This window comes from Streptomyces sp. HM190, assembly GCF_009857135.1.
Lineage (GTDB): Bacteria > Actinomycetota > Actinomycetes > Streptomycetales > Streptomycetaceae > Streptomyces > Streptomyces heilongjiangensis.
This window is the reverse complement of the sequence record NZ_CP047318.1, coordinates 2,079,711-2,101,441: the sequence shown is the minus strand read 5'-3', so window position 1 is coordinate 2,101,441 and position 21,731 is coordinate 2,079,711. Positions and strand designations below refer to the sequence as shown.

Sequence of the window (21,731 nt, the reverse complement as noted above, 5' to 3'; positions counted from 1 at the left end):
GGCCGGGCGGCGGCCCGCGACCCCGGTCACCGGTCGGGCCCGGACCGCCCCGCTGCGGCCAGCCTCGTCAGGGTCTCCTCCGCCTCCTCCATGATCCGGCCCACCAGCTCCGCGCACGACGGCAGGTCGCCGATGACCCCGGCGACCTGCCCGGAGGCCATGACACCGAGGTCCGTCCGGCCGTCGACCATCGCGGCCCTCAGCAGCATCGGGGTGTTCGCGGCGAGCAGGACCTGGCTCCAGGTGAGGTCCTTGCCGCGCCGCATCGCGAGCCCGTCCCGGATCATGCCGCGCCAGGTCAGCCCCGAGACCCGGCGGAAGCCGGCCGCGTGGCGCACCGCGTGCAGCAGGGCCCGGGCCCGGCCGGACCGCTCCAGGGCCGCCACGAACTCCGTGCGGAGCATGCGGTGCGGCAACCCGTCCACGGCCCGGGTGACGGTGACGTCCCTGACGGTCGCCGCGAGATAGCGGGCCTTCACCGCGTCGGGCACCGTCGAGTCCGAGGTCAGCAGGAACCGCGTGCCCATCGCGACGCCGGCCGCCCCGTACGCGAGCGCGGCGACCAGCCCCCGCCCGTCGTGGAAGCCGCCCGCGGCGACGACGGGGATCCCCACCGCGTCCACGACCTGCGGCAGGAGCACGGTCGTCGCCACGTCACCGGTGTGCCCGCCGCCCTCCCCGCCCTGCACGACCACCGCGTCCGCGCCCCACGCCGCCACCTTCTCGGCGTGCCGCCGGGCCCCCACCGACGGGATGACGACCACCCCCGCGTCCTTCAGCTCGGCGATCAGCTCCCTGGACGGCGCGAGCGCGAACGACGCCACCCGGACGCCCTCCTCGACGATGATCCGCACCCGTTCCCGGGCGTCCCCGGCGTCGGCCCGCAGATTCACCCCGAACGGCGCCTGCGTGCGGGACCTCACCTCCCGTACGGCGTCCCGCAGCCGCCGCGGGCTCATCGTCGCGGACGCCAGGACGCCGAGGGCGCCCGCCTCGGCCGCGGCGGACACCAGGCGGGGCCCGGCGACCCAGCCCATCCCGGTCTGCACGATCGGATGGCGGACGCCCACGAGCCGGGTCAGGGCGGTGTCCATCACCCCCGGACCTCCCCCGCGCGGGCGTTCCCCGGGTCGAGCACCTCACGGATCAACCGCAGCTCCTCCGCCGACGGCTCCCGCGTGTACGGCACCTCCTCCGGTACGACCAGCGCGAACCCGGTGGCCTCCGCCACCTGCTCGACGGTGACCCCCGGGTGCAGCGAGGCCAGCCGCATCGCGTGGTCGGGGGTGGCGAAGTCGAACACCCCGAGGTCGGACACGACGCGGGGCAGCCGGTGGAAGCGGGCGGTCGCGGGATGCGCGGCGGCCCGGTCGTACCCCACCCCGCACACCATGTCGACCTTCTCCACGAACACCCGCCGGGAGTGCCGGGGGATCCAGTAACTGGTCGCGTTGTTCAAGGTGTTGACCGGTGCGCCGCGCACCCCGAGGAGCTGGCGCCGCGGGCGGGCCCAGTCGCCGACGCAGGAGATGTTCTGGTTGCCGTACCGGTCGATCTGGCTCGCGCCCATCATCACGTGCCGCCGGCCGCCGGTGACCAGGGCCAGGTGCTGCCGGTAGGGCAGCCACCCCTCGACGGTGCCGTCCGGGCCGACGAGCAGCGCCTCGCCGTCGGTGAGCAGCAGGTCCGGTGCGAACGTCCGCCGGGCGAGGCGGGCGCCCAGCGACGGGACGAGCCCCATGGGGCTGGCGAGGATCTCCCCGGCCCCGCGCCACGCCTCGGCGCACGCGATCACGCAGTACTCGGCCCGGGTCACCCCGCTCGTGCCGGCCCCGACCGCGTCGGCCCCGCTCGTGCCTGACCTGACCGCGTCGGCCCCGCTCGTGCCTGACCTGAGCGTGCCCCCTCCGCCCCCGGTGTCTCCGCCGGTGCCGTCTCCGCTCATGCCTCCTCCTCGCGCCAGGTGCGCACGGCCGCCTGGTAGGCGTGTTCGTCGCCGGTGAGGAACCGTGCGGCGAACTCCGGCCACGCCGTGCCCGCGTACCGCTTCTGGAACGGCTCGTCCCGCCCGTAGTCCGGCGCGCAGGACGTGAAGTGCGCCCCGTTCGGCGCCTCCACCACGCCCGTCACCACATGCCGCTTGATCAGCAGCGACTGCGGCGCCGCCTCCTTGGTCAGCTCGGCCGTGTCCACGATCCGCTCGCAGGAGACGTACGCGGTGTCGGCCGCCTCGCAGAACAGGTCGTCGAAGTAGGGGTCCGGGCCGAGGTACTGGCCGTCGCCGAGCCGGTCGGCCCGGTTGACGTGCACGAACGCGGCGTCCAGGCGCAGGGCGGGCATCGCGACGAAGGTCTCCCCGTCGGCGTAGGGCGAGGTGACGGTCCGCAGGGAGGGATTGACCCGCATCACGTCCGAGCCGATGCCCGCCCGCACCGGCAGGAAGGGCAGACGGTTCGCGGCGGCGTGCAGGCCCCACATGAACATCGCCTCGTCGACCTCCGTCAGCGCGAACGTCCCGCGTTCGCGCGCCGCGCGGACATGAGGCTCCAGCGGGATGGAGTCGAGCGTGGCGAACGCGGCGACCAGCTTCCGGATCCGTCCGGCGGCGGCGAGCATCCCCACGTCCGGACCGCCGTACGAGACGACCGTGAGATCGGTGATCTCCGTACGGAGCAGTGCTCGCACCAGAGCCATCGGCTTGCGCCGGGACCCCCACCCTCCGATCCCCAGGGTCATCCCGCTCTCCAGCCGTGCCACGGCCTCCTCGGCGGTCATGGTCTTGTCACTCATCCGCGCCCCCCTTCCCGCTCTCTCCGCTCCGCCTGCTCTCCCTGCGCTGACTGCTCCGCCTGCTCCCCTTGCCGAAGGCGCCGCGGACCTCGTCGGCGACCCCGCTGAGGTTCGCCTCGAAGGTGAAGCCCTGCTCGAAGCGGTAACTGCGCCGCACGTCGACGGGGTCGATGCCGTTGAGGGCGGCCTTGGCCAGCCGGATCAGCCCCCCGTCCTTCGCGGCGATCTCCGCCGCCAGCTCCAGCGCGGCCGCGCGCAGACCGTCCCGCGGCACCACCCGCCACACCGAGCCGTGCGCCCGCAGCTCCGCCGCGGTCGCCGTGCGCGCGGTGTAGAACAGCGCCCGCATCAGGTGCTGCGGCACCAGCCGCGCCAGATGCGTCGCCGCCCCGAGCGCCCCCCGGTCCAGCTCGGGCAGCCCGAACGTCGCGTCCTCGCTCGCCACGATCGCGTCCGCGTTCCCGACCAGACCGATCCCGCCGCCCAGGCAGAACCCCTGCACCGCCGCCACCACGGGCACCTCGCACTCGTACACCGCCGCGAAGGCCGCCGCGCAGCCCTGGTTGGCGCCGATCAGCGCGCCCCGCCCCGCCGTCTGGATCTCCTTGATGTCGACGCCCGCGTTGAACCCGCGTCCCTCCGCCGCGAGCACCACACACCCGACCGCCGGATCACGCCCCGCCGCGCGCACCGCCTCGGCCAGCTCGAACCACCCCCGCACCGGCAGGGCGTTCACCGGCGGGAAGTCGACCGTGACGAGAACCGTCCCCTTTTCCGGGGACGAGGTGGAGACACCCATGGGAGCATCAGCTACCTTCCACCTAACGTTTGTTTGGTGGAAGGTAGCAGCGGATGGAGCTCAACGGGAAGCTCGCCGTCGTCACCGGCGGCACACGCGGCGTCGGCGCCGGCATCGCCCGCGCCTTCGCCGAGGCGGGCGCCGACGTCGTGATCTGCGCCCGCCGCCCGCCCGAGGCACCGCTCAAGGGCGCCGAGTTCCTGCCGGTCGACGTCCGCGACCCGGACGCCGTCCAGGCCCTCTTCGACGGCCTGCCCCGCCTCGACGTCCTCGTCAACAACGCGGGCGGCACACCCCACCGGCCGCTCACCGGCACCGACGCCCGCCGCCACGCCCGCGTCATCGACCTCAACCTCACCGCGCCCCTGACCGTTTCCCTCGCCGCGCACGCGCACCTGAGGCGGTCGCGGGGCTCGATCGTGATGATCGGCAGCGTCAGCGGCAGCCGCCCCTCGCCCGGCTCCGCCGCGTACGGCGCCGCCAAGGCCGGACTGGAACACCTCGCCCGCTCCATGGCCGTGGAGTGGGCCCCGGACATCCGCGTCAACACCCTCGTCCTCGGCATGGTCCGCACCGCGCTGTCCCACCTCCACTACGGCGACGAGCACGGCGTCGCGGCCGTCGCCCGCACGGTCCCCCTCGGCCGCCTCGCCGACCCCTCGGACGTCGGAGGGGCGGCCGTCTTCCTCGCGTCCGACGCGGCGGCGTACATCACCGGGGCGTCCCTGCTGCTCCACGGCGGCGGAGAAAGCCCGGCGTTCCTGGCGGCGGCGACCCCGGACCGGGGCGGCGGCACCGACCCGCACGCGCCGCGCGACCCCCGCGGGGCGACACCCGACGACGACAGGCCCGACGACGGCAGTGCCGACGACGGCAGGCCCGACGACGGCAGTGCCGACGACGGCAGTGCCGACGACGGCAGGCCCGACGGTGACAGTGCCGACGACAGCGACAGAACCCGAGGAGGCGGACGATGAGCGGAGGGCGACTCTGCGAGGGGCGCGTGGTGATCGTGACCGGCGCGGGGCGCGGACTGGGCCGCGCACACGCCCTCGCGTACGCCGCGGAAGGCGCCCGTGTCGTCGTCAACGACCTCGGCGTGGGCCTGGACGGCACCCCGGACCCCGACAGCCCCGCCGCCCGGGTCGTCGACGAGATCCGCGCCGCCGGAGGGGAGGCGACCGCCCACGGCGGGGACGTCGCCACCACCGACGGGGCCGCGTCCCTCGTCCGCACCGCCCTGGACACGTACGGACGCCTCGACACACTGGTCAACAACGCCGGTTTCCTGCGCGACCGCATGCTCGTCAACCTCGACGAGGACGACTGGGACGCCGTCCTCCGCGTCCACCTCAAGGGCCACTTCCTCCCCCTGAAGCACGCCGCCCTGCACTGGCGGGCCGAGGCGAAGCAGGGCCGCCGGCCCGAGGCGCGTGTCATCAACACGAGCAGCGGCGCCGGCCTCCTCGGCTCCGTCGGCCAGGGCAACTACAGCGCGGCCAAGGCGGGCGTCATCGGCCTCACCCTGGTCGCGGCGGCGGAACTGGGCCGCTACGGCGTCCTCGTCAACGCGATCGCCCCCGCGGCCCGCACGCGGATGACGGAACGGGTCTTCGCCGAGACGATGGCCGCGCCCGGCACCGGCTTCGACGCGATGGCCCCGGAGAACGTGTCCCCCCTGGTGGTGTGGCTGGGCTCCACCGCCGCCGGGGTCACCGGCCGTGTCTTCGAGACGGAGGGCGGCCGCATCACGGTCATGGAGGGCTGGCACCCCGGTCCCACGGCCACCCGCCCCTCCCGCTGGACCCCCAGGGAGGCAGGCGAGACCACCCTGAAACTCCTGTCGGAGTCCAGGACCCCGGGCCGGACCTACGGCACGTGACCACCAGAGGGCTCCCAGGTCGACGGGGTACCACCCGAGGCGTGTTCACGGCACGCAACTGCGAGAGGGCTCCCGGAGGCGCGGTGACCCGCGCGACCAGCCCCCGCCCCCACCGACGCACCTCACCCCCGCACCCGCTCGCGCCCGCCCCCAGTACCTACGTGTCGCACTCCAGAACCGTCCGGCACAACCCGCACCGAGCCCGCACCCGCCCCCGAACAGGCACCCGGATCCGCTGATGACACGTCGGACAGGGGAACGACACCCGCAACCCCCCGCTCCCACTCCCGGCGCCGCCCCCGCCCCGAGCACCGGCCCCCGCACCCCCGCCCCCACCGGCTCCCGGCACCCCCTCCGCCGAGAAGACGTACGGCACCCCCCGCTCCACCCCACCCGCCCGCGGCTCCCGCGCCCGGCGCCGGTCCCGCGCGTACCGGCGCCGCCCCGCCCACCCCGCCGCGGACAGCGGCGGCTGCTCCTCGTCCCGCCGGGCCCGCGCCCGCCCCCGCGTGTACGCCGTGTACGCCTGCGCGCTCGTGAACCACACCGAGGGGTCCTCCCCGAAGACCCGCGCCCGCTTGGCCAGCACGTACCCGAACTCCTCCGGCGTCAGATACCCCAGCTTCTGCGACGACGCCCCGTCCTCCCGGTAGGCGTCGAGCAGCAGCCAGCCCGCCCCCAGATACGTCGCCGCCGTGTCCGTGAGGACCTCGTTGTCGCGGACACCGGGGAACGACAGCCCCAGCCGGTGCAGATAGACGTGCGTCACCTCGTGCGCGAGGGCCGCCCCGATGTCCCGCCGGTGCGTGCGGAACCGGTCGTTGAGCTCGACGAAGTACTCGGGCCCGGCGGCCAGTTCGACGTTCGCCGCATGGGTCATCTCCCGGAATCCGACGATCAGCCGGGCGTCCGGCAGCCGGTAGTGCCGCACCAGCTCGCGGGCGACCCGCTGGGCGCCCAGATGGAGGTCGTCGGTGTCGTGGAACGCCACGTCGACGGGGGCGACACTGGTGTCGAACGTGTGGATCGTGTCGTACGAGAGCCGCCTGTACAGCGCGGTGATCGACGCCCGCACGATCTCCAGGTGCGGGTAGCCGTGCTCGACGGGTCCGCCGCTCGCCACGTCCGCACCCCCAAAGACGCCTCGACACGTTCCACTCTAAGCCGACGCGCACCCGTGCCCGAGGGTTGTCCGCCGGTGCCGTTCCCGGTGGCCGCGGGGCCGCCGGGCGCGGCGTGGGGCGGTGGACCGGGCCGACGTAGGCTGACGGCCATGACCACCAGCGACACCAACGAGGCGAACAGCGGCGCGGCGGCCGACGAGGTCGACGCCGAGGTGCGGGCGGAGCTGACCCGGCTGCGGGACAGCATCGACAACATCGACGCCGCCGTCGTCCACATGCTCGCCGAACGCTTCAAGTGCACCCAGCGGGTCGGCCACCTCAAGGCCGCGCACCAGCTGCCCGCCGCCGACCCGGCCCGCGAGGCCCAGCAGATCAACCGGCTGCGCGGGCTCGCCGAAAGCGCCAAGCTGGACCCGGCGTTCGCGGAGAAGCTCCTCAACTTCATCATCGCCGAAGTCATCCGGCACCACGAACGCATCGCGGACGACGCACTGAACGGCACGGCGGGCCCGGCAGGCAGCCACGGCACGCCCCACAGCAACGGCACGACCGGCACCACCGGCGGCAACGGCACGACCGGCACCACCGGCGACGTCGCCGGCGCGGGACGGCGGTGACCACGGGGGAGTGACATCCCGTCCTCCAGCGGGCATCCTGCGTGAGCACTCTTCGTCAGAAAACGACTACGCGCAGTGAGAAAGTCGGATCAAGGCGACGCCGACCGCGAGCCGCCGACCCGAGCGAGGGGACACGGGCCATGCCGTCGGAAGCCAAGATCCTCCTCGTGGACGACCACGAGGACACGCTCTACGCCCTGGAGAGCGCCCTGGCCCCGCTGGGCTACCACCTGACCCGCGCCACCAGCGGCGAGGCGGCACTCAAGGAGGTCCTGCGCGGCCAGGTCGGCCTGCTTCTCCTCGACGTCCGGATGCCCGGCGTCAGCGGCCTCGACGTCGTCCGCTACATGCGCGGCGTCGAACAGACCCAGCACATCCCGGTCATCCTCCTCACCGGCTTCGGCCTCGACGCCGAACTGACCGCCGCCGCCTTCCGCCTCGGCGTCGCCGACCTCGTCATGAAGCCCATCGACCCCTGGTCGCTGCGCACCAAGGTCCGCTACCTCTTCGACGCCCACGAACGCGCCCACGCCCTGGAACGCGAGGTCCGCGAACTGCGCGCCCGCCTCAAGGACCGCGACGACCGCGACGACCGCGGGGCCCGCGGGCACGGCCACACCGGCGGTCGCGTCGTCCCCGCCCAGCGCGAGCGCACGGACGACGACGCGCTGGACGACGCGCTGGACGACGTGAAGCACGACGTGAAGGGCGACGTGGGCGACGCCAGGGACGACGCGCGGCATGACGCGCGGGACGGCGCGAACGACCGGGCATAGGCCGCATACGACCGGGCACGCGGCGCATACGACCGGACATAGGTGGCGTACCCGGCCCGCCCCTGTCCCGTGCCCTGGGCATCAGGCAGCATGTCCCTCATGTCCGTACTGACGCGCGACGAAGCGCAAGCCCGTGCCCGGCTCCTCGACGTCCACCGCTACGAGATCACCCTCGACCTCACGCGCGGCGACGAGACCTTCGACTCCCGTACCGTCATCCGCTTCACCGTACGGGGAAAGAAAAAGGCCGCGGACACCTTCGTCGAGCTCAAGCCCGCCGACCTGCGCTCCGTCACCCTCGACGGCAAGCCCCTCGACCCCGGGGCGCTCGACGGCAACCGCCTGCCGCTCACCGGCCTCACCCCCGGCGAACACGAACTGTGCGTCGACGCCGCCATGCGCTACTCCCGCACCGGCGAGGGCATGCACCGCTTCACCGACCCCACCGACGGTGAGACCTACGTCTACACCCAGCTGTTCCTGGACGACGTCCAACGCGTCTTCGCCGCGTTCGACCAACCCGACCTCAAGGCCGTCTTCGACCTGACCGTCACGGCCCCCGAGGGCTGGACCGTCCTCGCCAACGGCATCACCGCCCAGCAGGACGACGGCACCTGGCGCGCCGCCACCACCCCCCTCATCTCCACCTATCTCGTCGCCGTCGCCGCCGGCCCCTGGCACTCCGTGCGCACCGAACACCGCGGCCTGCCCTTCGGCATCCACTGCCGCCGCTCCCTGGCCCCCTACCTCGACACCGACGCCGACGAGATCCTCGACGTCACCCGCGCCTGCTTCGACCGCTACCACGAGAAGTTCGAGGAGCCGTACCCCTTCGACTCCTACGACCAGGCGTTCGTCCCCGAGTTCAACGCGGGCGCCATGGAGAACCCCGGACTCGTCACCTTCCGCGACGAGTTCGTCTACCGCTCCGCCGTCACCGACACCGAACGCCAGACCCGCGCCATGGTCATCGCCCACGAGATGGCCCACATGTGGTTCGGCGACCTCGTCACCCTCAAGTGGTGGGACGACATCTGGCTCAACGAGTCCTTCGCCGAGTACATGGGCTACCAGACCCTCACCGAGGCCACCCTTGGGGGGTCTGGGGGGACTCCCCCCAGAAAGTGGGGCACCGACACCTGGGTCGACTTCGGCGTCGCCCGCAAGGCCTGGGGCTACGACGCCGACCAGCGCCCCTCCACCCACCCCGTCGCCCCCGAGAACGTCGACGACACCGCCGCCGCCCTCCTCAACTTCGACGGCATCTCCTACGCCAAGGGCGCCTCCGCGCTGCGCCAGCTCGTCGCCTGGCTCGGCGAGAAGGACTTCCTCGCCGGCATCAACGCCCACTTCACCCGCCACCGCTTCGGCAACGCCACCCTCGCCGACTTCATCGACAACCTCGCCGGCGCCACCGAACGCGACGTCCACGCCTGGGCCGACGCCTGGCTGCGCACCACCGGCGTCGACACCCTCACCCCCAAGGTCACCCGCGGCACCGACAGCACCTACACCCTCACCGTCGACCACGCCGGCAGCCGACCCCACCACATCACCGTCGGCGTCTACGACCGCGACCCCGGCGACGACCAGGGCCACCTGACCCTCCGCGAGAGCCTCGCCCTCGACATCCCGCAGACCGGCGAACAGCCCATCGGCAAACGCCCCGCCCTGCTCCTGCTCAACGACGGCGACCTCACCTACGCCAAGGTCCGCTTCGACCCCGACTCCTTCACCACCGTCACCGGCCACCTCAGCGGACTCCCCGACCCGCTCACCCGCGCCGTCGTCTGGAACGCCCTGCGCGACGCCGTACGCGACGCCGAACTCCCGCCCACCGCCTACCTGGACGCCGCCCGCACCCACCTGCCCCGCGAGACCGACCTCGCCATCGTCCAGGGCGTCCTCACCTTCGCCACCACCCAGGTCGCCGACCGCTTCCTCACCCCCGACCAGCGCCCCGCCGGCCTGACCACCCTCGCCGCCCTGTGCCGCGACCTCATCCGCCGCACCGAGGACGGCGACAACCCCGGCCTGCGCCTGACCGCCGTACGCCACTTCATCGACGTCGCCGCCCACCCCGACACCATCGCCGCCTGGCTCGCCGACGGCACGGTCCCCGGCGGCCCCGAACTCGACCCCGAGCTGCGCTGGCGCGTCCTCGGCCGGCTCGCCGTCCTCGGCGCGGTCGACGCCGACGCGATCAGCGAGGAGCTGGCCCGCGACCCCAGCGCCACCGGCCAGGAAGGCGCCGCCCGCTGCCGGGCCGCCCTCCCCGACCCGGAGGCCAAGCAGGCCGCCTGGGAGGCGATGTTCACCACCGACGACCTCTCCAACTACCTCTTCACCGCCACCGCCCAGGGCTTCTGGCAGCCCGAACAGACGGAACTCCTCAAGGAGTACGTCGACCGCTACTGGACCGACGCGGTCGAGCTGGCCGCCCGGCGGGGCCCGGCCATCGCGGAGGCCGCCGGACGCTGGGCCTTCCCCGTCCACACGGTGGACGCGGAAACCCTCGCCCTGGGCGAACGCTGCCTGACCGAAGCCGCCCCCATCCCGGCCCTGCGCCGCAAGCTGGTCGACCAACTCGACGACCTGAGCCGCGCCCTGAAGGTCAGGAACGCGTAACCGCCACCGAAGAACACCGGCGGTCCGGCACGGGGCGGGCGTCGCACCGAGGCCAGCCGCCGGCGAGCACCACTCCGCGGCCGCGCGCTCGGGGACCGGCCGGACGAACCGACCCACAGGCCCGGCCGGTCGCGGTCTTCGGGCCGCGCGTTGCCGGTCGTGGTTCCCCGGACCGTGCGTTGCCGGTCGCGGTCTTCGGGCCGTCCTATGCCGGTCTTGGTCCTCGGGTCGCGTGAAGCCGTCGGTGGTCCTCGGGCCGTGCGAGGCCCGGCGCCCGCGGGCCCACGGGCGCCGGGTGACCGGCGTGACCGGGGCCCGTGTACCGGCGGCGGCCCGGGGCGCCGCCGTACGCTCTTTCGGTGGTATTCGGCGGCAGTTCCGGGTCCGAGCACCCGATCGGCGTACAAAATGGGACCCCCGCGCCCCGGAGGACCCCATGACCCGCCCGCCCCTCGCCTCAGGCCCCCAAGGCCCCGACGCGCTGCGGCCGTTGCTCGACACCGTGCTCGGCGCGCTGCGGGACGGGGCCCACGCGAGGGGCGGCCCGCTGCCCGCCGGCGGGCCGGAAGCGGTCGCCGCGGCCGTACGGGACGCGCTCGGCGACCCACTGCCCGACGAAGGGGACCCGGGGGCGCTACGGCGGCTGGTCCACGCCCTCGCCGCCGGCACCGCCGACCCCGCCGACCCCCTGTGCGCGGCCCACCTCCACACCCCGCCCCTGGCGGTCGCCACCGCCGCCGACCTCGCCGCCTCCGTACTGAACCCGTCGCTGGACTCCTGGGACCAGGCCCCCGCCGCCTCCGCCCTCGAAGCCCTCGTCACCCGCGCCCTCGCCGCCGAGACCGGCGCCGCCGACGCCCTCGTCACCACCGGCGGCACCGAGTCCAACCAACTCGCCGTCCTCCTCGCCCGCGAGGCCCACACCGGCACACGACTCGTCCACGGCGCCAACGCCCACCACTCCCTGCCCCGCGCCGCCTGGCTCCTCGGCCTGCCCGAACCCGTCGTCGTCCCCACCCCGGCCGGCACCCTCGACCCCGCCGCCCTCGACCACACCCTCAGCCGCCTCCGCGGCCCCCTGCTCGTCGCCGCGACCGCCGGCACCACCGACGCCGGACTCATCGACCCGCTCCCCGCCGTCGCCGACCTCTGCGCCGCCCACGGTGCCCGCCTCCACATCGACGCCGCCTACGGCGGAGGACTCCTCTTCAGCACCCGCCACCGCCCCCGGCTCACCGCCCTGGACCGCGCCCACACCGTCACCCTCGACCTGCACAAACTCGGCTGGCAGCCCGTCGCCGCCGGACTCCTCACCGTCCGCGACACCGCCGACCTCGCCGCACTCGGCCACCGCGCCGACTACCTCAACGCCGACGACGACACCGAAGCCGGCCTGCCCGACCTCCTCGGCCGCTCTCTGCGCACCACCCGCCGCCCCGACATCCTCAAGATCGCGGCCACCCTCAAGACCCTCGGCCGCACGGGACTCGGCACCCTCGTCGACCAGGTCTGCGACCTCGCCCACGAGTTCGCCGCACTCATCGACGCCCACCCCGGCTTCGAGCTGTACGACCACCCCACCATCAGCACGGTCCTGTTCCGGCCCACCCACGCCGCCGACGACACCGTCGCCGCCCTACGACGAACACTCCTGCACGACGGCCGGGCCGTCCTCGGCCGCGCCACCCTCGACGGCCGGCTCTGGCTCAAGACCACCCTGCTCAACCCTCACACCCGGCCCGGCGACCTCACCGCCCTCCTCACACTCGTGGAACACGCGAACACCGCCGCCGCGGACCTCCCCGAAGGACACACCCCGACATGAGCACGCCCCCACCCACCCCGCACCCCGCACCCGAAGCCCCCCGCGACGTCGTCGGCGTGGGCATCGGCCCCGCCAACCTCTCCCTCGCCGCCCTCGCCCACCCCCTCACCGAACTCGACGCCGTCTTCTACGAACAACGCCCCCGCTTCGACTGGCACCCCGGCCAGCTCATCGAGGGCACCACCCTCCAGGTCCCCTTCCTCGCCGACCTCGTGACCCTCGCCGACCCCGCCAGCCCCTGGTCGTTCCTCAACTACCTCAAGGCCCAAGACCGGCTCTTCCCCTTCTACTTCGCCGAACGGTTCCACATCCAGCGCGCCGAGTACGACGCCTACTGCCGCTGGGTCAGCGACAACCTCCCCGGCCTCCACTTCGGCCACCAGGTCGACTCCGTCCGGTGGAACCCCGAACACGACCTCTTCGAGGTCGACTTCACCCGCCTCGACACCGACGGCGACACGGCACTCGGCCGCACCTACACCCGCAACGTCGTCCTCGGCGTCGGCACCGAACCCTTCGTACCCGAACCCCTCAAGCCACTCGCCGAAGCCCCCGGCGTCCCCGTCCTCCACGCCGCCGACTACCTGGACGCCCGCGACCACCTCCTCACCGCCGGACACGTCACCGTCATCGGCGCCGGCCAGTCCGGCGCCGAGATCTTCCTCGACCTGCTGCGCCACCGGCCCGCCGGCCGCGAACGCCTCCACTGGCTGGGCCGCACCGAGGCGTTCGCCCCCATGGAGTACTCCAAGCTGGGCCTGGAACACTTCACCCCCGACTACACCCACTACTTCCACGCCCTCGCCGAAACCACCCGCGACCGGCTCGTCGCCGGCCAGTGGCGCCTCCACAAGGGCATCGGCACCGACACCATCGCCGCCATCCACGACGAGCTCTACCGCCGCACCCTCGACGGAGGCTGGCCCGACACCGTCCTCACCCCCGGCGTCCACGTCCGCACCGCCGGCCGCCTCGCCACCACCAAGGTCGAACTCCACCTCGAACACACCGAGCAGGGCACCCGCTCGCGCCTCACCACCGACGCCGTCGTCCTCGCCACCGGCTACCGCGAACGCCCCCTCGACCGCCTCCTCGCCGGCCTCGACCCCTACATCCGCCGCGACAGCCACGACCGCCCCAAGGTCGACGCACACTTCCGCATGGTCCTCGACCCGTCGGTCACCGCCTCCGGCTGCCACCTCCACGTCCAGAACGCCGAACTCCACACCCACGGCGTCGGCACCCCCGACCTGGGCCTCGCCGCCTGGCGCAGCGCCACCATCCTCAACACCCTCACCGGCAAGGAGCCCTACCCCCTGCCCAGCCGCACCGCCTTCACCACCTTCGGCCTCGAACCCCGGCCCCACATCCCCCACGCCCGGGACGAGAAGAGCACGGGCCCCCTGACCCCGCTGGCCGACGTGCGCTGACCGCCACCGGCACGGCCACCGCACACACGCCGACGGCGCCGACGCACCCACCGGGCGCCGACGCCGTCGACCTGTCACTCCCGCCAGGCGGGAACCGGACCCGCCAGGCGGGAACCGCACCCTAGAAGACCGGCGTACCGTTCCGCGTCAGCACCCAGTCCACCGACGCGAACGCCGCCGGGTCGATCGACCCCTTCGCCTTCACCCACGCGATCATCGTGTTGCGGATCTCGTCCGAGTTCGACCACAGCACCGGCGCCGCCGCCACATGCGGGAAGTTGCCGCCGCCGTTGGCCCGGTAGTTGTTCACCGCGAACACGAACTTCCGGTCGTCCGCCAGCGGCGCACCCTCGAACCGCACGTTCCTGATCCGCGAACCCGCCGGCTGCGCGATGTCGATCTCGTACGACAGACCACTCACCGCGTCGTAGTTGTAGTCCGGCGTACCGTTCGCGTTCGTCAGCTTCGCCGGGTCCACCACCGCGTCCGGCCCCGTCTGCACGAAATAGTTCGCCGAGAACTCCAGATACGCCTTCATCTGCGCACCTGTCATCAGACGCGCCTCCAGCGTGTTCTCGAAGACGTACAGACCCGCGACATCACGGATCGTGACGTTCCCCGCCGGGATCACCGCGCTACGGGAGAACGCGGCGGCCTGCGACAGCACCGGCAGCGACGCGTACTCCGACGACGCCAGCGCCTGCCTCACCGTGTCCGCCTGAATGTGGTTGATCAGATCGATGATCGGGACGTCCTTGTACGGCGCCTCCACCGACGTCATCTCCGCGGCGTTCGTACCGATCACCTGGTTGACGTACGTCACGACCTTCGCGTGCTCGTCCGACAACAGCCTCACGATCTTCGGGTCCTCCTCCACCGCGTTGGAGTTGAGAACCTTCGAGCCGACCTTCTCGACCTTCCAGCAGCCCCGGCTCCACACCATCTCGAAGTCGAACAGCGTCAGCCGCTGACCCCACTTGAGCGGCTCCGACAGCACCACCTGCTTGCCGGTCTTCCTGTTGGTGACGAAGTACTCCGGGATCTCCGTGTGCGCGTGCCCCACCAGGATCGCGTCGATCCCCGGCACCTGCTCCGCCACCAGCCCCGCCGCGTTCTCCACGTACGGCAGCTGGTCACCGTACGACGACGTCCCCGACGAACCGCTGTGCGCCGACACGATGACGACGTCCGCGCCCATCGACCGGAGCTTCGGCACCCACTTCGCCGCCTGCTCCTCCAGACCCGGGAACGTCATCTTCCCCTGCACGTTCGCCTTGTCCCAGATCGCGATCCCCGGGTTCGTCAGACCCAGCACCGCCACCTTCACATCACGCCCGAACGGCGTCCGCAGCCGGTGCATGCTGAACGGCGGGAACGCCGGACGCAACGTCTTCGCGTCCAGCGCGTTCGCACCCAGCAGCGGGAAACGACACTGCTCCTGGAACTTCCGCAGCACCGGAATGCCGTAGTTGAACTCATGGTTCCCGAGCGCCGCCGCGTCGTAGTCGATCGCGTTCATGGCCTGCGCCATCGGGTGGACCGGACCACCCTTGGCCGTGATCGGGTCCACCTTCGCGTAGTAGTACGACAACTGCGTGCCCTGAATGGTGTCACCGGCGTCGATGAGGAGCGTATTGCCGCGCCCCTTCTCCTTGCGGACCTGGTTCACCAGAGTCGAGATCTTCGCGAGGCCGACATCGTTGTGCGCCTTGTCGTCGAACTCCTTGTCCGTGAAGTAGTCCCAGTTGAAGACGTTGCCGTGCAGGTCCGTCGTCCCCATCACGGTGAACCGGTACCGCTTCGGGGTCTTCTCCCTCCCGCCGGTCGCCTCGGCCGCCTGCGCGCTCGGCGCCAGAGCCGAACCGGCGATGGCCACGCCGGCACCGGTCACGGCTGACTTCTTCAGGAACTTCCGGCGGTTCAAGGCCATATCGGTACTCCTCGGGAGGAACGGGATCTCGACGCGCGTAGAACAGCGAACAAGAAAAAAGGCCACACGCGACAACGCGCGTAGATTCTGACCCGTACATTCCACACGGCAACAGACCCCCCAGGTTGCGATCTGATGACCGGCACCCCACAGCACCCCACCCCAACCGGACCCCCGGTGACAGAGTGGGACGTATGACCGACACCCCCGCACCCCACCCCACCGCCGCCCCCTACGGCACCCCCGACGCCCCCCGCCTCGCCGTCCGCGGCGAAGCCCACCTGGTCGTCGACCCCGAGATCGCCCGCATCGGCATCACCGTCACCGCCCGCGGCAAGGACCGCCGCACCGCCCTCGACGACCTCACCCGCCGCAACACCACCGCCCTCGACCTCGTCAGAAGCTACGGCGACGCCGTCGAACGCCTGCAGACCGGCACCTTCTCCCTCACCCCCGAACTCAAGGAGAAAGGCCGCGGCGAACGCGTCCACGCCTACCACGGACGCATCCACCTCACCGCCGACCTCACCGACTTCACCGCCCTCGGCGAACTCACCACCCAGCTCGCCGACCTCGACCTCACCCACGTCGACGGCCCCACCTGGACCCTCCGCCCCGACTCACCCGCCCACCGCCAAGCCCGCCGACAAGCCGTCCACGAAGCCGTCCGACGCGCCCGCGAATACGCCGAAGCACTCGGCACCACCCTCGCCGCCCTCGTCGAACTCGCCGACCTCGGCACCGAAACCCCCGAACCCCTCCACCCCGCCGCCCACACCCGCACCCTCACCCACCCCAAGACGGACGCCGCCCCAGCCCCCCTCGACCTCGAACCCGAACGCCAGCACATCCACGCCCAGGTCGACGCCCGCTTCACCCTGCACCCACCCACCCTGTGAACACCCCCGCCACGCCCGCCCACACGGCCCCACCACATAACGACAACAAGCCGAACCCCCCATGACGCCTTGTCAAATACCTTTCAACCACAAGCCGTTGAGTCGTCACGTGCCTCCACATGCCTACCAGCGGGTAAGCCCTAGGGTCGAACCATGCGCCGAGCAAAGATCGTCTGCACCCTCGGGCCCGCCACCCACGCGTACGACCAGATCAAGGCACTGGTCGACGCCGGAATGGACGTCGCCCGCCTCAACCTCAGCCACGGCGACCACGCCGACCACGAGGAGCGCTACCGCCACGTCCGCAAGGCCGCCGACGAGACCGGCCGCAGCATCGGCCTCCTCGCCGACCTCCAGGGCCCGAAGATCCGCCTCGGCCGCTTCACCGAAGGCCCCGTACTCCTCGAACGCGGCGACACCTTCACCCTCACCGCCGAACCCGGCACCCAGGGCACCCACGAGATCTGCGGCACCACCCACGCCGGCCTCCCCGCCGACGTCACCCCCGGCGAACACATCCTCATCGACGACGGCAAAGTGACCCTCCACGTCACCGCCGTCGACGGGCCCCGCATCCACACCGAGGTCATCGAAGGCGGCATCGTCTCCGACCACAAGGGACTCAACCTCCCCGGCGCCGCCCTCTCCGTCCCCACCCTCACCGCCAAGGACGAGCACGACCTCCGCTGGGCCCTGCGCACCGGCTTCGACCTCATCGCCCTGTCCTTCGTCAGATCCGGCAGGGACATCGACGCCGTCCACCGCATCATGGACGAGGAAGGCCGCCGCGTCCCCGTCATCGCCAAGATCGAGAAACCCCAGGCCGTCGACGCCCTCGACGACATCGTCGCCACCTTCGACGGCATCATGGTCGCGCGCGGCGACCTCGGCGTCGAAATGCCCCTCGAACAGGTCCCCCTCGTCCAGAAGCGCGCCATCGCCCTCGCCCGACGCAACGCCAAACCAGTCATCGTCGCCACCCAGATGCTCGACTCGATGATCCACCACCCCCGCCCCACCCGCGCAGAGGCCAGCGACGTCGCCAACGCCGTCCTCGACGGCACCGACGCCGTGATGCTCTCCGGCGAGACCAGCATCGGCAAACACCCCGCCGAAACCGTCCGCACCATGAGCCGCATCATCGCCGCCGCCGAGGAGGACACGCTCGCCCACGGCCTCCCACCCCTCACCGAGCACAACAAACCCCGCACCCAGGGCGGCGCCGTCGCCCGCGCCGCCGCCGAGATCGGCGACTTCCTCGGCGCCCGCTTCCTCGTGGCCTTCAGCCAGTCCGGCGACACCGCCCGCCGCCTGTCCCGCTACCGCTCCCCGATCCCCCTCCTCGCCTTCACCCCCGACCCCGCCACCCGCTCCCAACTCAGCCTCACCTGGGGCGTCGAGACGTACCTCGGACCACACGTCGACTCCACGGACGCGATGACCGCCCAGGCCGACGAACTCCTGCTGCGCCACGCCCGCTGCGCCAAGGGAGACACCGTCGTCATCACCGCCGGCTCCCCACCGGGCGTCGCGGGCACCACGAACCTGGTCCACGTCCACCACATCGCCGAGGACGACGCGTCGGAGCGGTAGGGGCCCGGGGCGGTCAGTGCTTGGGTCCGACGTGGGCGTCCATCAGAGCGACGGAGGCCTTGCGGGCGACGGAGATGTTGAAAGGGTTGCCGTGGCGCGTGCACTGCGTCCACTCCAGGCCCAGCTTGTCGAGGGTGTCGGTGTAGAGCCGCCGGATGTCGTCCGACCTGTTGGTGAAGAAGTACCGGGGATACTCGTAGCGCTTGCGCTCACCACCGACGACGCGGGTGGTCCAGTTGGTGATGCGACACCCGTCGGAGTGGACAAGCCCACGCACGAACTCCCAGGGATGGGCATCGACGATGTCCTGCTGCCAGGCCGCGAGCACGATCGCACGCTCGTGCTTCCTGCCGGGGCCGTGCTGGGGGAAGAGGCACCAGAGGTGCCTGGAGTAGAGCTTCACCTCTCGACAGCCCTTGCGCCTGACTCTGCATACGGAGTTGCCCGGAAAGACTGAGCGCATGGCCCTCTCACACTCATCCATGAGCCCTGGATACGCCTCATCGCAGGTGACCGACAGGCTGGGTGTCCGCATCGATCGATTCTGGATGATGTGCCCGTCGCCGAGGTAGAGGCCGAGTAAGTAGGCGTATGACGACGGGTGCAGCTCACCGTCGCAACGTGGGCAAGGCGGTTGAGAGCGGCCTGGGCACTCGCCGCGCTTGGCGCGATCCATGTGCTTCCAGTAGCTGATCGTGCCCAGGGGAATGTTGAGTTGCCGGGCAACGTCGGCGTTCTTCGACCCGCCCCTCAGAAGCGTAAGCGCCCGCTGTCGTACTTCTGTGCCGTGAAAGTTCATGCGGCTACTCTGTGTCACTGATCGCAACGGGTGCAGCAAAAAAGCGGATGTTCACGAGAATGTGGACATCCGCTTCTGATCGGTGACCTTGGAATCGAAGGAAAAGTGCCCCGGGTCGGACTCGAACCGACACTGTATGGGTTTTGAATCCATTGCCTGCTGCCAATTGGGCTACCGGGGCCCGGTGAATCGAAGGTTTACCTCGACCCGCTGCCAGACCACCTTACCGCAGCTAGGTACCCTCTTGTCAGCAGTACCCCTGCCCTGAACAAGGAGCCCACGTGACCGCCCCCGAGTCGCCCCAGCCCCTCGACGCGCCCGACGACGACAAGTCGCACGTGCCTCCGCTCACGACCCGTGTCGTCATCGCCGAGGACGAGGCACTGATCCGCCTCGACCTCAAGGAGATGCTCGAAGAGGAGGGCTACTCCGTCGTGGGCGAGGCCGGTGACGGAGAGCAGGCCATCGAGTTGGCCCGGGAGCACCAGCCGGACCTGGTGATCCTGGACGTGAAGATGCCGAAGATGGACGGTATCTCGGCCGCTGAGAAGATCGCCGAGGAGCGTATCGCCCCGGTGCTGATGCTGACCGCGTTCTCGCAGCGTGACCTGGTGGAGCGGGCGCGGGACGCCGGTGCGATGGCGTACCTGGTGAAGCCGTTCAGCAAGAGTGATGTCGTGCCGGCGATCGAGATGGCGGTGTCGCGGTTCACGGAGCTGAAGGAGTTGGAGAAGGAGGTCGCGGACCTCACGCTGCGGCTGGAGACCCGCAAGCTGGTGGATCGGGCGAAGTCGATCCTGCAGACGGAGTACGGGTTGACGGAGCCGGCGGCGTTCCGGTGGATCCAGAAGACGTCGATGGATCGCCGGATGTCGATGCAGCAGGTCGCGGAGGCGGTCATTCAGGACGCCGACGAGAAGAAGGCGGCGAAGGGCTGACCGAGGTCCCGCGTCGTCGTAGGTGCGAGGAGGCCCGCACCCCCTGGAGCAGGGGGTGCGGGCCTCCTCGTGTGCTGGTCTGCCGGGCTAGTCCTCGCCGAGGTATGCCTTGCGGACCGATTCGTCGTGCAGCAGGTCGGAGCCCGAGCCGGAGAGGACGATCTTGCCGATCTCCATGACGTGTCCCTGGTCGGCGAGGGAGAGCGCCGCCTGGGCGTTCTGCTCGACGAGCAGGATGGTGGTGCCCTGGGACTTCAGCTCGGCGATCGTCGCCATGATCTTCTGCATCATGATCGGGGAGAGGCCCATGGAGGGTTCGTCGAGCATGAGCAGTTTCGGCTGGGACATGAGTGCGCGGCCCATGGCGAGCATCTGCTGTTCGCCGCCGGAGAGGGTGCCGGCGGCCTGCTTGCGACGTTCGCCCAGGATGGGGAAGAGGTCGTAGGCGCGCTGGATGTCCTTTTCGATGCCGGGCTTGTCGCTGCGCAGGAAGGCGCCGAGGCGGAGGTTGTCCTCGATGCTCATGCGCGGGAAGATGTGCCGTCCCTCGGGGGAGTGGGCGAGTCCCAGCGAGACGATGTCGTGTGCGGGGACCTTCTTCAGCGACTTGCCGTTGAACTTGATCTGGCCGCCGACGGGCTTGAGGAGGCCGGAGAGGGTGCGGAGTGTCGTGGTCTTGCCGGCGCCGTTGGTGCCGACGAGGGTGACGACTTCGCCTGCGTTGACCTTGAAGGAGATGCCTTTGACGGCTTCGATCTTGCCGTAGGCGACCCGGAGGTCCTCGACTTCGAGCAGTGCGGTCATCGGTCGTTCTCCTTGCCGGGCGCGGCGTCGGTGGCGGCGTCGGCGTGTGCTTCGGCGGCTTCGACTTCGGCGACTTCGTCCTTGCCGGGCGCGTCTTCGAAGGGTTCGCCGAGGTAGGCGGCGACGACGCGTTCGTCTCCCTGGACGGTGGCGCTGTCGCCCTCGACGAGTTTTTCGCCCTGGACGAGGACGGCGACGCGGTCGCAGAGGTTGAAGATGAACCGCATGTCGTGCTCGATGACGAGTACGGCGATGCCCTTGTCGCGGATGGCGAAGACGAGTTCTTCGGTGGCGCGGGTCTCCTGGGGGTTCATGCCGGCTGTGGGCTCGTCGAGGAGCAGGAGGCCGGGTTCGCTGGCGAGGGCGCGTGCGATTTCCAGCTTGCGTTGTTCGCCGTAGGGGAGGTTGCGGGCGAGGTGGTCGGCTTTGTTCTCCAGGCCGACGAATTCCAGGAGTTCCATGGCGCGTTCGCGGGACTTGGCTTCGGCCTTGTGGAAGCTGGGCAGGCGCAGGACGGCTGACCAGAAGCCTTCCTTGGTGCGGGTGTGGCGGCCGACGAGGACGTTCTCCAGGACCGTCATGTTCGCGAACAGGCGGATGTTCTGGAAGGTGCGGGCGATGCCGGCGGCGGTGACCTTGAAGGACTTGGGTGGGAGGACGGTGCCCTTGTAGCGGACTTCGCCCTCGGTGGGGATGTACAGGCCGGTGAGGCAGTTGAAGAAGGTCGTCTTGCCGGCGCCGTTGGGGCCGATGAGTCCGACGATTTCGCCGGCGTTGACGGTGAAGTCGACGTTGCGTACGGCGGTGAGGCCGCCGAAGCGCATGGTGACGCCGCGTGCGTCGAGGACGGTCTCGCCCGTGGTGCTGGGGGTGATGGTGTCAGTCGTCATGGTGGTG

At 71.3% G+C, this 21,731-nt stretch carries 18 protein-coding genes, 1 tRNA gene and 1 pseudogene; 10 read left to right on the top strand and 10 right to left on the bottom strand.

The window, feature by feature from the left end:
- Positions 1 to 26: 26 nt before the first annotated feature.
- The 4 genes from GSY65_RS08760 to GSY65_RS08745 are packed head-to-tail and all read right to left on the bottom strand — an operon-like array spanning position 27 to position 3,589.
- Positions 27 to 1,094, bottom strand: coding sequence for an NAD(P)H-dependent flavin oxidoreductase (locus tag GSY65_RS08760; RefSeq protein WP_159766784.1), 1,068 nt, complete (start codon positions 1,092 to 1,094; stop codon positions 27 to 29).
- Complete coding sequence (locus GSY65_RS08755) at positions 1,094 to 1,945, bottom strand: CoA-transferase subunit beta (protein WP_159766783.1); 852 nt, start codon at positions 1,943 to 1,945, stop codon at positions 1,094 to 1,096. The genes GSY65_RS08760 and GSY65_RS08755 overlap by 1 nt, the downstream gene beginning before the upstream one ends.
- The gene (locus tag GSY65_RS08750) at positions 1,942 to 2,790 is read right to left on the bottom strand and encodes a CoA transferase subunit A (protein ID WP_159766782.1); all 849 of its coding nucleotides are present in this window, start codon (positions 2,788 to 2,790) and stop codon (positions 1,942 to 1,944) included. Before GSY65_RS08750 ends, GSY65_RS08755 begins: the two co-directional genes overlap by 4 nt.
- Positions 2,783 to 3,589, bottom strand: coding sequence for an enoyl-CoA hydratase family protein (locus GSY65_RS08745; RefSeq protein ID WP_236579720.1), 807 nt, complete (start codon positions 3,587 to 3,589; stop codon positions 2,783 to 2,785). The genes GSY65_RS08750 and GSY65_RS08745 overlap by 8 nt, the downstream gene beginning before the upstream one ends.
- A gap of 53 nt (positions 3,590 to 3,642) precedes the next feature.
- Here GSY65_RS08745 and GSY65_RS08740 point away from each other — a divergent pair.
- Together GSY65_RS08740 and GSY65_RS08735 are read left to right on the top strand one after the other, a co-directional pair.
- Positions 3,643 to 4,374, top strand: a pseudogene (locus tag GSY65_RS08740) (SDR family oxidoreductase); the annotation flags it as partial.
- A 188-nt stretch (positions 4,375 to 4,562) separates the two neighbouring features.
- Positions 4,563 to 5,471 carry an SDR family oxidoreductase gene (locus GSY65_RS08735; protein ID WP_159766781.1) on the top strand — a complete coding sequence of 303 codons (909 nt, stop codon included), beginning with the start codon at positions 4,563 to 4,565 and terminating at the stop codon, positions 5,469 to 5,471.
- Positions 5,472 to 5,628: 157 nt separating this feature from the next.
- Here the strand turns inward: GSY65_RS08735 and GSY65_RS08730 are convergent, their stop codons facing one another.
- Positions 5,629 to 6,594: a hypothetical protein gene (locus GSY65_RS08730; protein ID WP_159766780.1), complete on the bottom strand. Its 966-nt coding sequence runs from the start codon at positions 6,592 to 6,594 to the stop codon at positions 5,629 to 5,631.
- A 150-nt stretch (positions 6,595 to 6,744) separates the two neighbouring features.
- Here GSY65_RS08730 and GSY65_RS08725 point away from each other — a divergent pair, with 150 nt between their 5' ends.
- From GSY65_RS08725 to GSY65_RS08705, 5 genes are all read left to right on the top strand, one after another.
- Positions 6,745 to 7,212, top strand: a complete 468-nt coding sequence (locus tag GSY65_RS08725; protein ID WP_159766779.1) for a chorismate mutase — start codon at positions 6,745 to 6,747, stop codon at positions 7,210 to 7,212.
- A gap of 140 nt (positions 7,213 to 7,352) precedes the next feature.
- On the top strand, positions 7,353 to 7,988 hold the full coding sequence (locus tag GSY65_RS08720) for a response regulator (RefSeq protein WP_159766778.1): 636 nt from the start codon (positions 7,353 to 7,355) through the stop codon (positions 7,986 to 7,988).
- A gap of 90 nt (positions 7,989 to 8,078) precedes the next feature.
- The gene (pepN, locus tag GSY65_RS08715) at positions 8,079 to 10,616 is read left to right on the top strand and encodes an aminopeptidase N (protein ID WP_159766777.1); all 2,538 of its coding nucleotides are present in this window, start codon (positions 8,079 to 8,081) and stop codon (positions 10,614 to 10,616) included.
- Between the two features lie 436 nt (positions 10,617 to 11,052).
- Positions 11,053 to 12,441 (top strand): pyridoxal phosphate-dependent decarboxylase family protein, encoded by a 1,389-nt coding sequence (locus GSY65_RS08710; protein WP_159766776.1) that lies wholly within the window; start codon positions 11,053 to 11,055, stop codon positions 12,439 to 12,441.
- Entirely contained in the window at positions 12,438 to 13,871 is a 1,434-nt protein-coding gene (locus GSY65_RS08705; protein WP_159766775.1) for a lysine N(6)-hydroxylase/L-ornithine N(5)-oxygenase family protein, read from the top strand. Before GSY65_RS08710 ends, GSY65_RS08705 begins: the two co-directional genes overlap by 4 nt.
- Positions 13,872 to 13,992: 121 nt before the next feature.
- Here GSY65_RS08705 and GSY65_RS08700 read toward each other — a convergent pair whose 3' ends face one another.
- Entirely contained in the window at positions 13,993 to 15,801 is a 1,809-nt protein-coding gene (locus GSY65_RS08700) for a bifunctional metallophosphatase/5'-nucleotidase (RefSeq protein ID WP_159766774.1), read from the bottom strand.
- Between the two features lie 194 nt (positions 15,802 to 15,995).
- Here GSY65_RS08700 and GSY65_RS08695 point away from each other — a divergent pair, with 194 nt between their 5' ends.
- Together GSY65_RS08695 and pyk are read left to right on the top strand one after the other, a co-directional pair.
- Complete coding sequence (locus GSY65_RS08695) at positions 15,996 to 16,700, top strand: SIMPL domain-containing protein (protein ID WP_159766773.1); 705 nt, start codon at positions 15,996 to 15,998, stop codon at positions 16,698 to 16,700.
- Between the two features lie 153 nt (positions 16,701 to 16,853).
- On the top strand, positions 16,854 to 18,293 hold the full coding sequence (gene pyk, locus GSY65_RS08690) for a pyruvate kinase (protein ID WP_159766772.1): 1,440 nt from the start codon (positions 16,854 to 16,856) through the stop codon (positions 18,291 to 18,293).
- Between the two features lie 13 nt (positions 18,294 to 18,306).
- Here pyk and GSY65_RS08685 read toward each other — a convergent pair whose 3' ends face one another.
- Positions 18,307 to 19,092: a helix-turn-helix domain-containing protein gene (locus GSY65_RS08685; RefSeq protein WP_159766771.1), complete on the bottom strand. Its 786-nt coding sequence runs from the start codon at positions 19,090 to 19,092 to the stop codon at positions 18,307 to 18,309.
- Between the two features lie 106 nt (positions 19,093 to 19,198).
- A tRNA-Leu gene (locus GSY65_RS08680) sits at positions 19,199 to 19,273 on the bottom strand.
- A gap of 100 nt (positions 19,274 to 19,373) precedes the next feature.
- Between GSY65_RS08680 and GSY65_RS08675 the strand changes: the two genes are divergently transcribed.
- Positions 19,374 to 20,030 (top strand): ANTAR domain-containing response regulator, encoded by a 657-nt coding sequence (locus tag GSY65_RS08675; RefSeq protein ID WP_055520077.1) that lies wholly within the window; start codon positions 19,374 to 19,376, stop codon positions 20,028 to 20,030.
- Between the two features lie 87 nt (positions 20,031 to 20,117).
- Here the strand turns inward: GSY65_RS08675 and GSY65_RS08670 are convergent, their stop codons facing one another.
- On the bottom strand, positions 20,118 to 20,834 hold the full coding sequence (locus GSY65_RS08670) for an ABC transporter ATP-binding protein (RefSeq protein ID WP_159766770.1): 717 nt from the start codon (positions 20,832 to 20,834) through the stop codon (positions 20,118 to 20,120).
- The gene (locus tag GSY65_RS08665; protein ID WP_159766769.1) at positions 20,831 to 21,724 is read right to left on the bottom strand and encodes an ABC transporter ATP-binding protein; all 894 of its coding nucleotides are present in this window, start codon (positions 21,722 to 21,724) and stop codon (positions 20,831 to 20,833) included. The genes GSY65_RS08670 and GSY65_RS08665 overlap by 4 nt, the downstream gene beginning before the upstream one ends.
- Between the last annotated feature and the right edge of the window lie 7 nt (positions 21,725 to 21,731).

What these genes read in the sequence shown, in the direction of transcription:
- GSY65_RS08760 (WP_159766784.1), bottom strand. Translation starts at nt 1,094, where the DNA reads ATGGACACCGCCCTGACCCGGCTCGTGGGCGTCCGCCATCCGATCGTG.
- GSY65_RS08755 (WP_159766783.1), bottom strand. Translation starts at nt 1,945, where the DNA reads ATGAGCGGAGACGGCACCGGCGGAGACACCGGGGGCGGAGGGGGCACG.
- GSY65_RS08750 (WP_159766782.1), bottom strand. Translation starts at nt 2,790, where the DNA reads ATGAGTGACAAGACCATGACCGCCGAGGAGGCCGTGGCACGGCTGGAG.
- GSY65_RS08745 (WP_236579720.1), bottom strand. Translation starts at nt 3,589, where the DNA reads ATGGGTGTCTCCACCTCGTCCCCGGAAAAGGGGACGGTTCTCGTCACG.
- GSY65_RS08735 (WP_159766781.1), top strand. Translation starts at nt 4,563, where the DNA reads ATGAGCGGAGGGCGACTCTGCGAGGGGCGCGTGGTGATCGTGACCGGC.
- GSY65_RS08725 (WP_159766779.1), top strand. Translation starts at nt 6,745, where the DNA reads ATGACCACCAGCGACACCAACGAGGCGAACAGCGGCGCGGCGGCCGAC.
- GSY65_RS08720 (WP_159766778.1), top strand. Translation starts at nt 7,353, where the DNA reads ATGCCGTCGGAAGCCAAGATCCTCCTCGTGGACGACCACGAGGACACG.
- pepN (WP_159766777.1), top strand. Translation starts at nt 8,079, where the DNA reads ATGTCCCTCATGTCCGTACTGACGCGCGACGAAGCGCAAGCCCGTGCC.
- GSY65_RS08710 (WP_159766776.1), top strand. Translation starts at nt 11,053, where the DNA reads ATGACCCGCCCGCCCCTCGCCTCAGGCCCCCAAGGCCCCGACGCGCTG.
- GSY65_RS08705 (WP_159766775.1), top strand. Translation starts at nt 12,438, where the DNA reads ATGAGCACGCCCCCACCCACCCCGCACCCCGCACCCGAAGCCCCCCGC.
- GSY65_RS08700 (WP_159766774.1), bottom strand. Translation starts at nt 15,801, where the DNA reads ATGGCCTTGAACCGCCGGAAGTTCCTGAAGAAGTCAGCCGTGACCGGT.
- GSY65_RS08695 (WP_159766773.1), top strand. Translation starts at nt 15,996, where the DNA reads ATGACCGACACCCCCGCACCCCACCCCACCGCCGCCCCCTACGGCACC.
- pyk (WP_159766772.1), top strand. Translation starts at nt 16,854, where the DNA reads ATGCGCCGAGCAAAGATCGTCTGCACCCTCGGGCCCGCCACCCACGCG.
- GSY65_RS08685 (WP_159766771.1), bottom strand. Translation starts at nt 19,092, where the DNA reads ATGAACTTTCACGGCACAGAAGTACGACAGCGGGCGCTTACGCTTCTG.
- GSY65_RS08670 (WP_159766770.1), bottom strand. Translation starts at nt 20,834, where the DNA reads ATGACCGCACTGCTCGAAGTCGAGGACCTCCGGGTCGCCTACGGCAAG.
- GSY65_RS08665 (WP_159766769.1), bottom strand. Translation starts at nt 21,724, where the DNA reads ATGACGACTGACACCATCACCCCCAGCACCACGGGCGAGACCGTCCTC.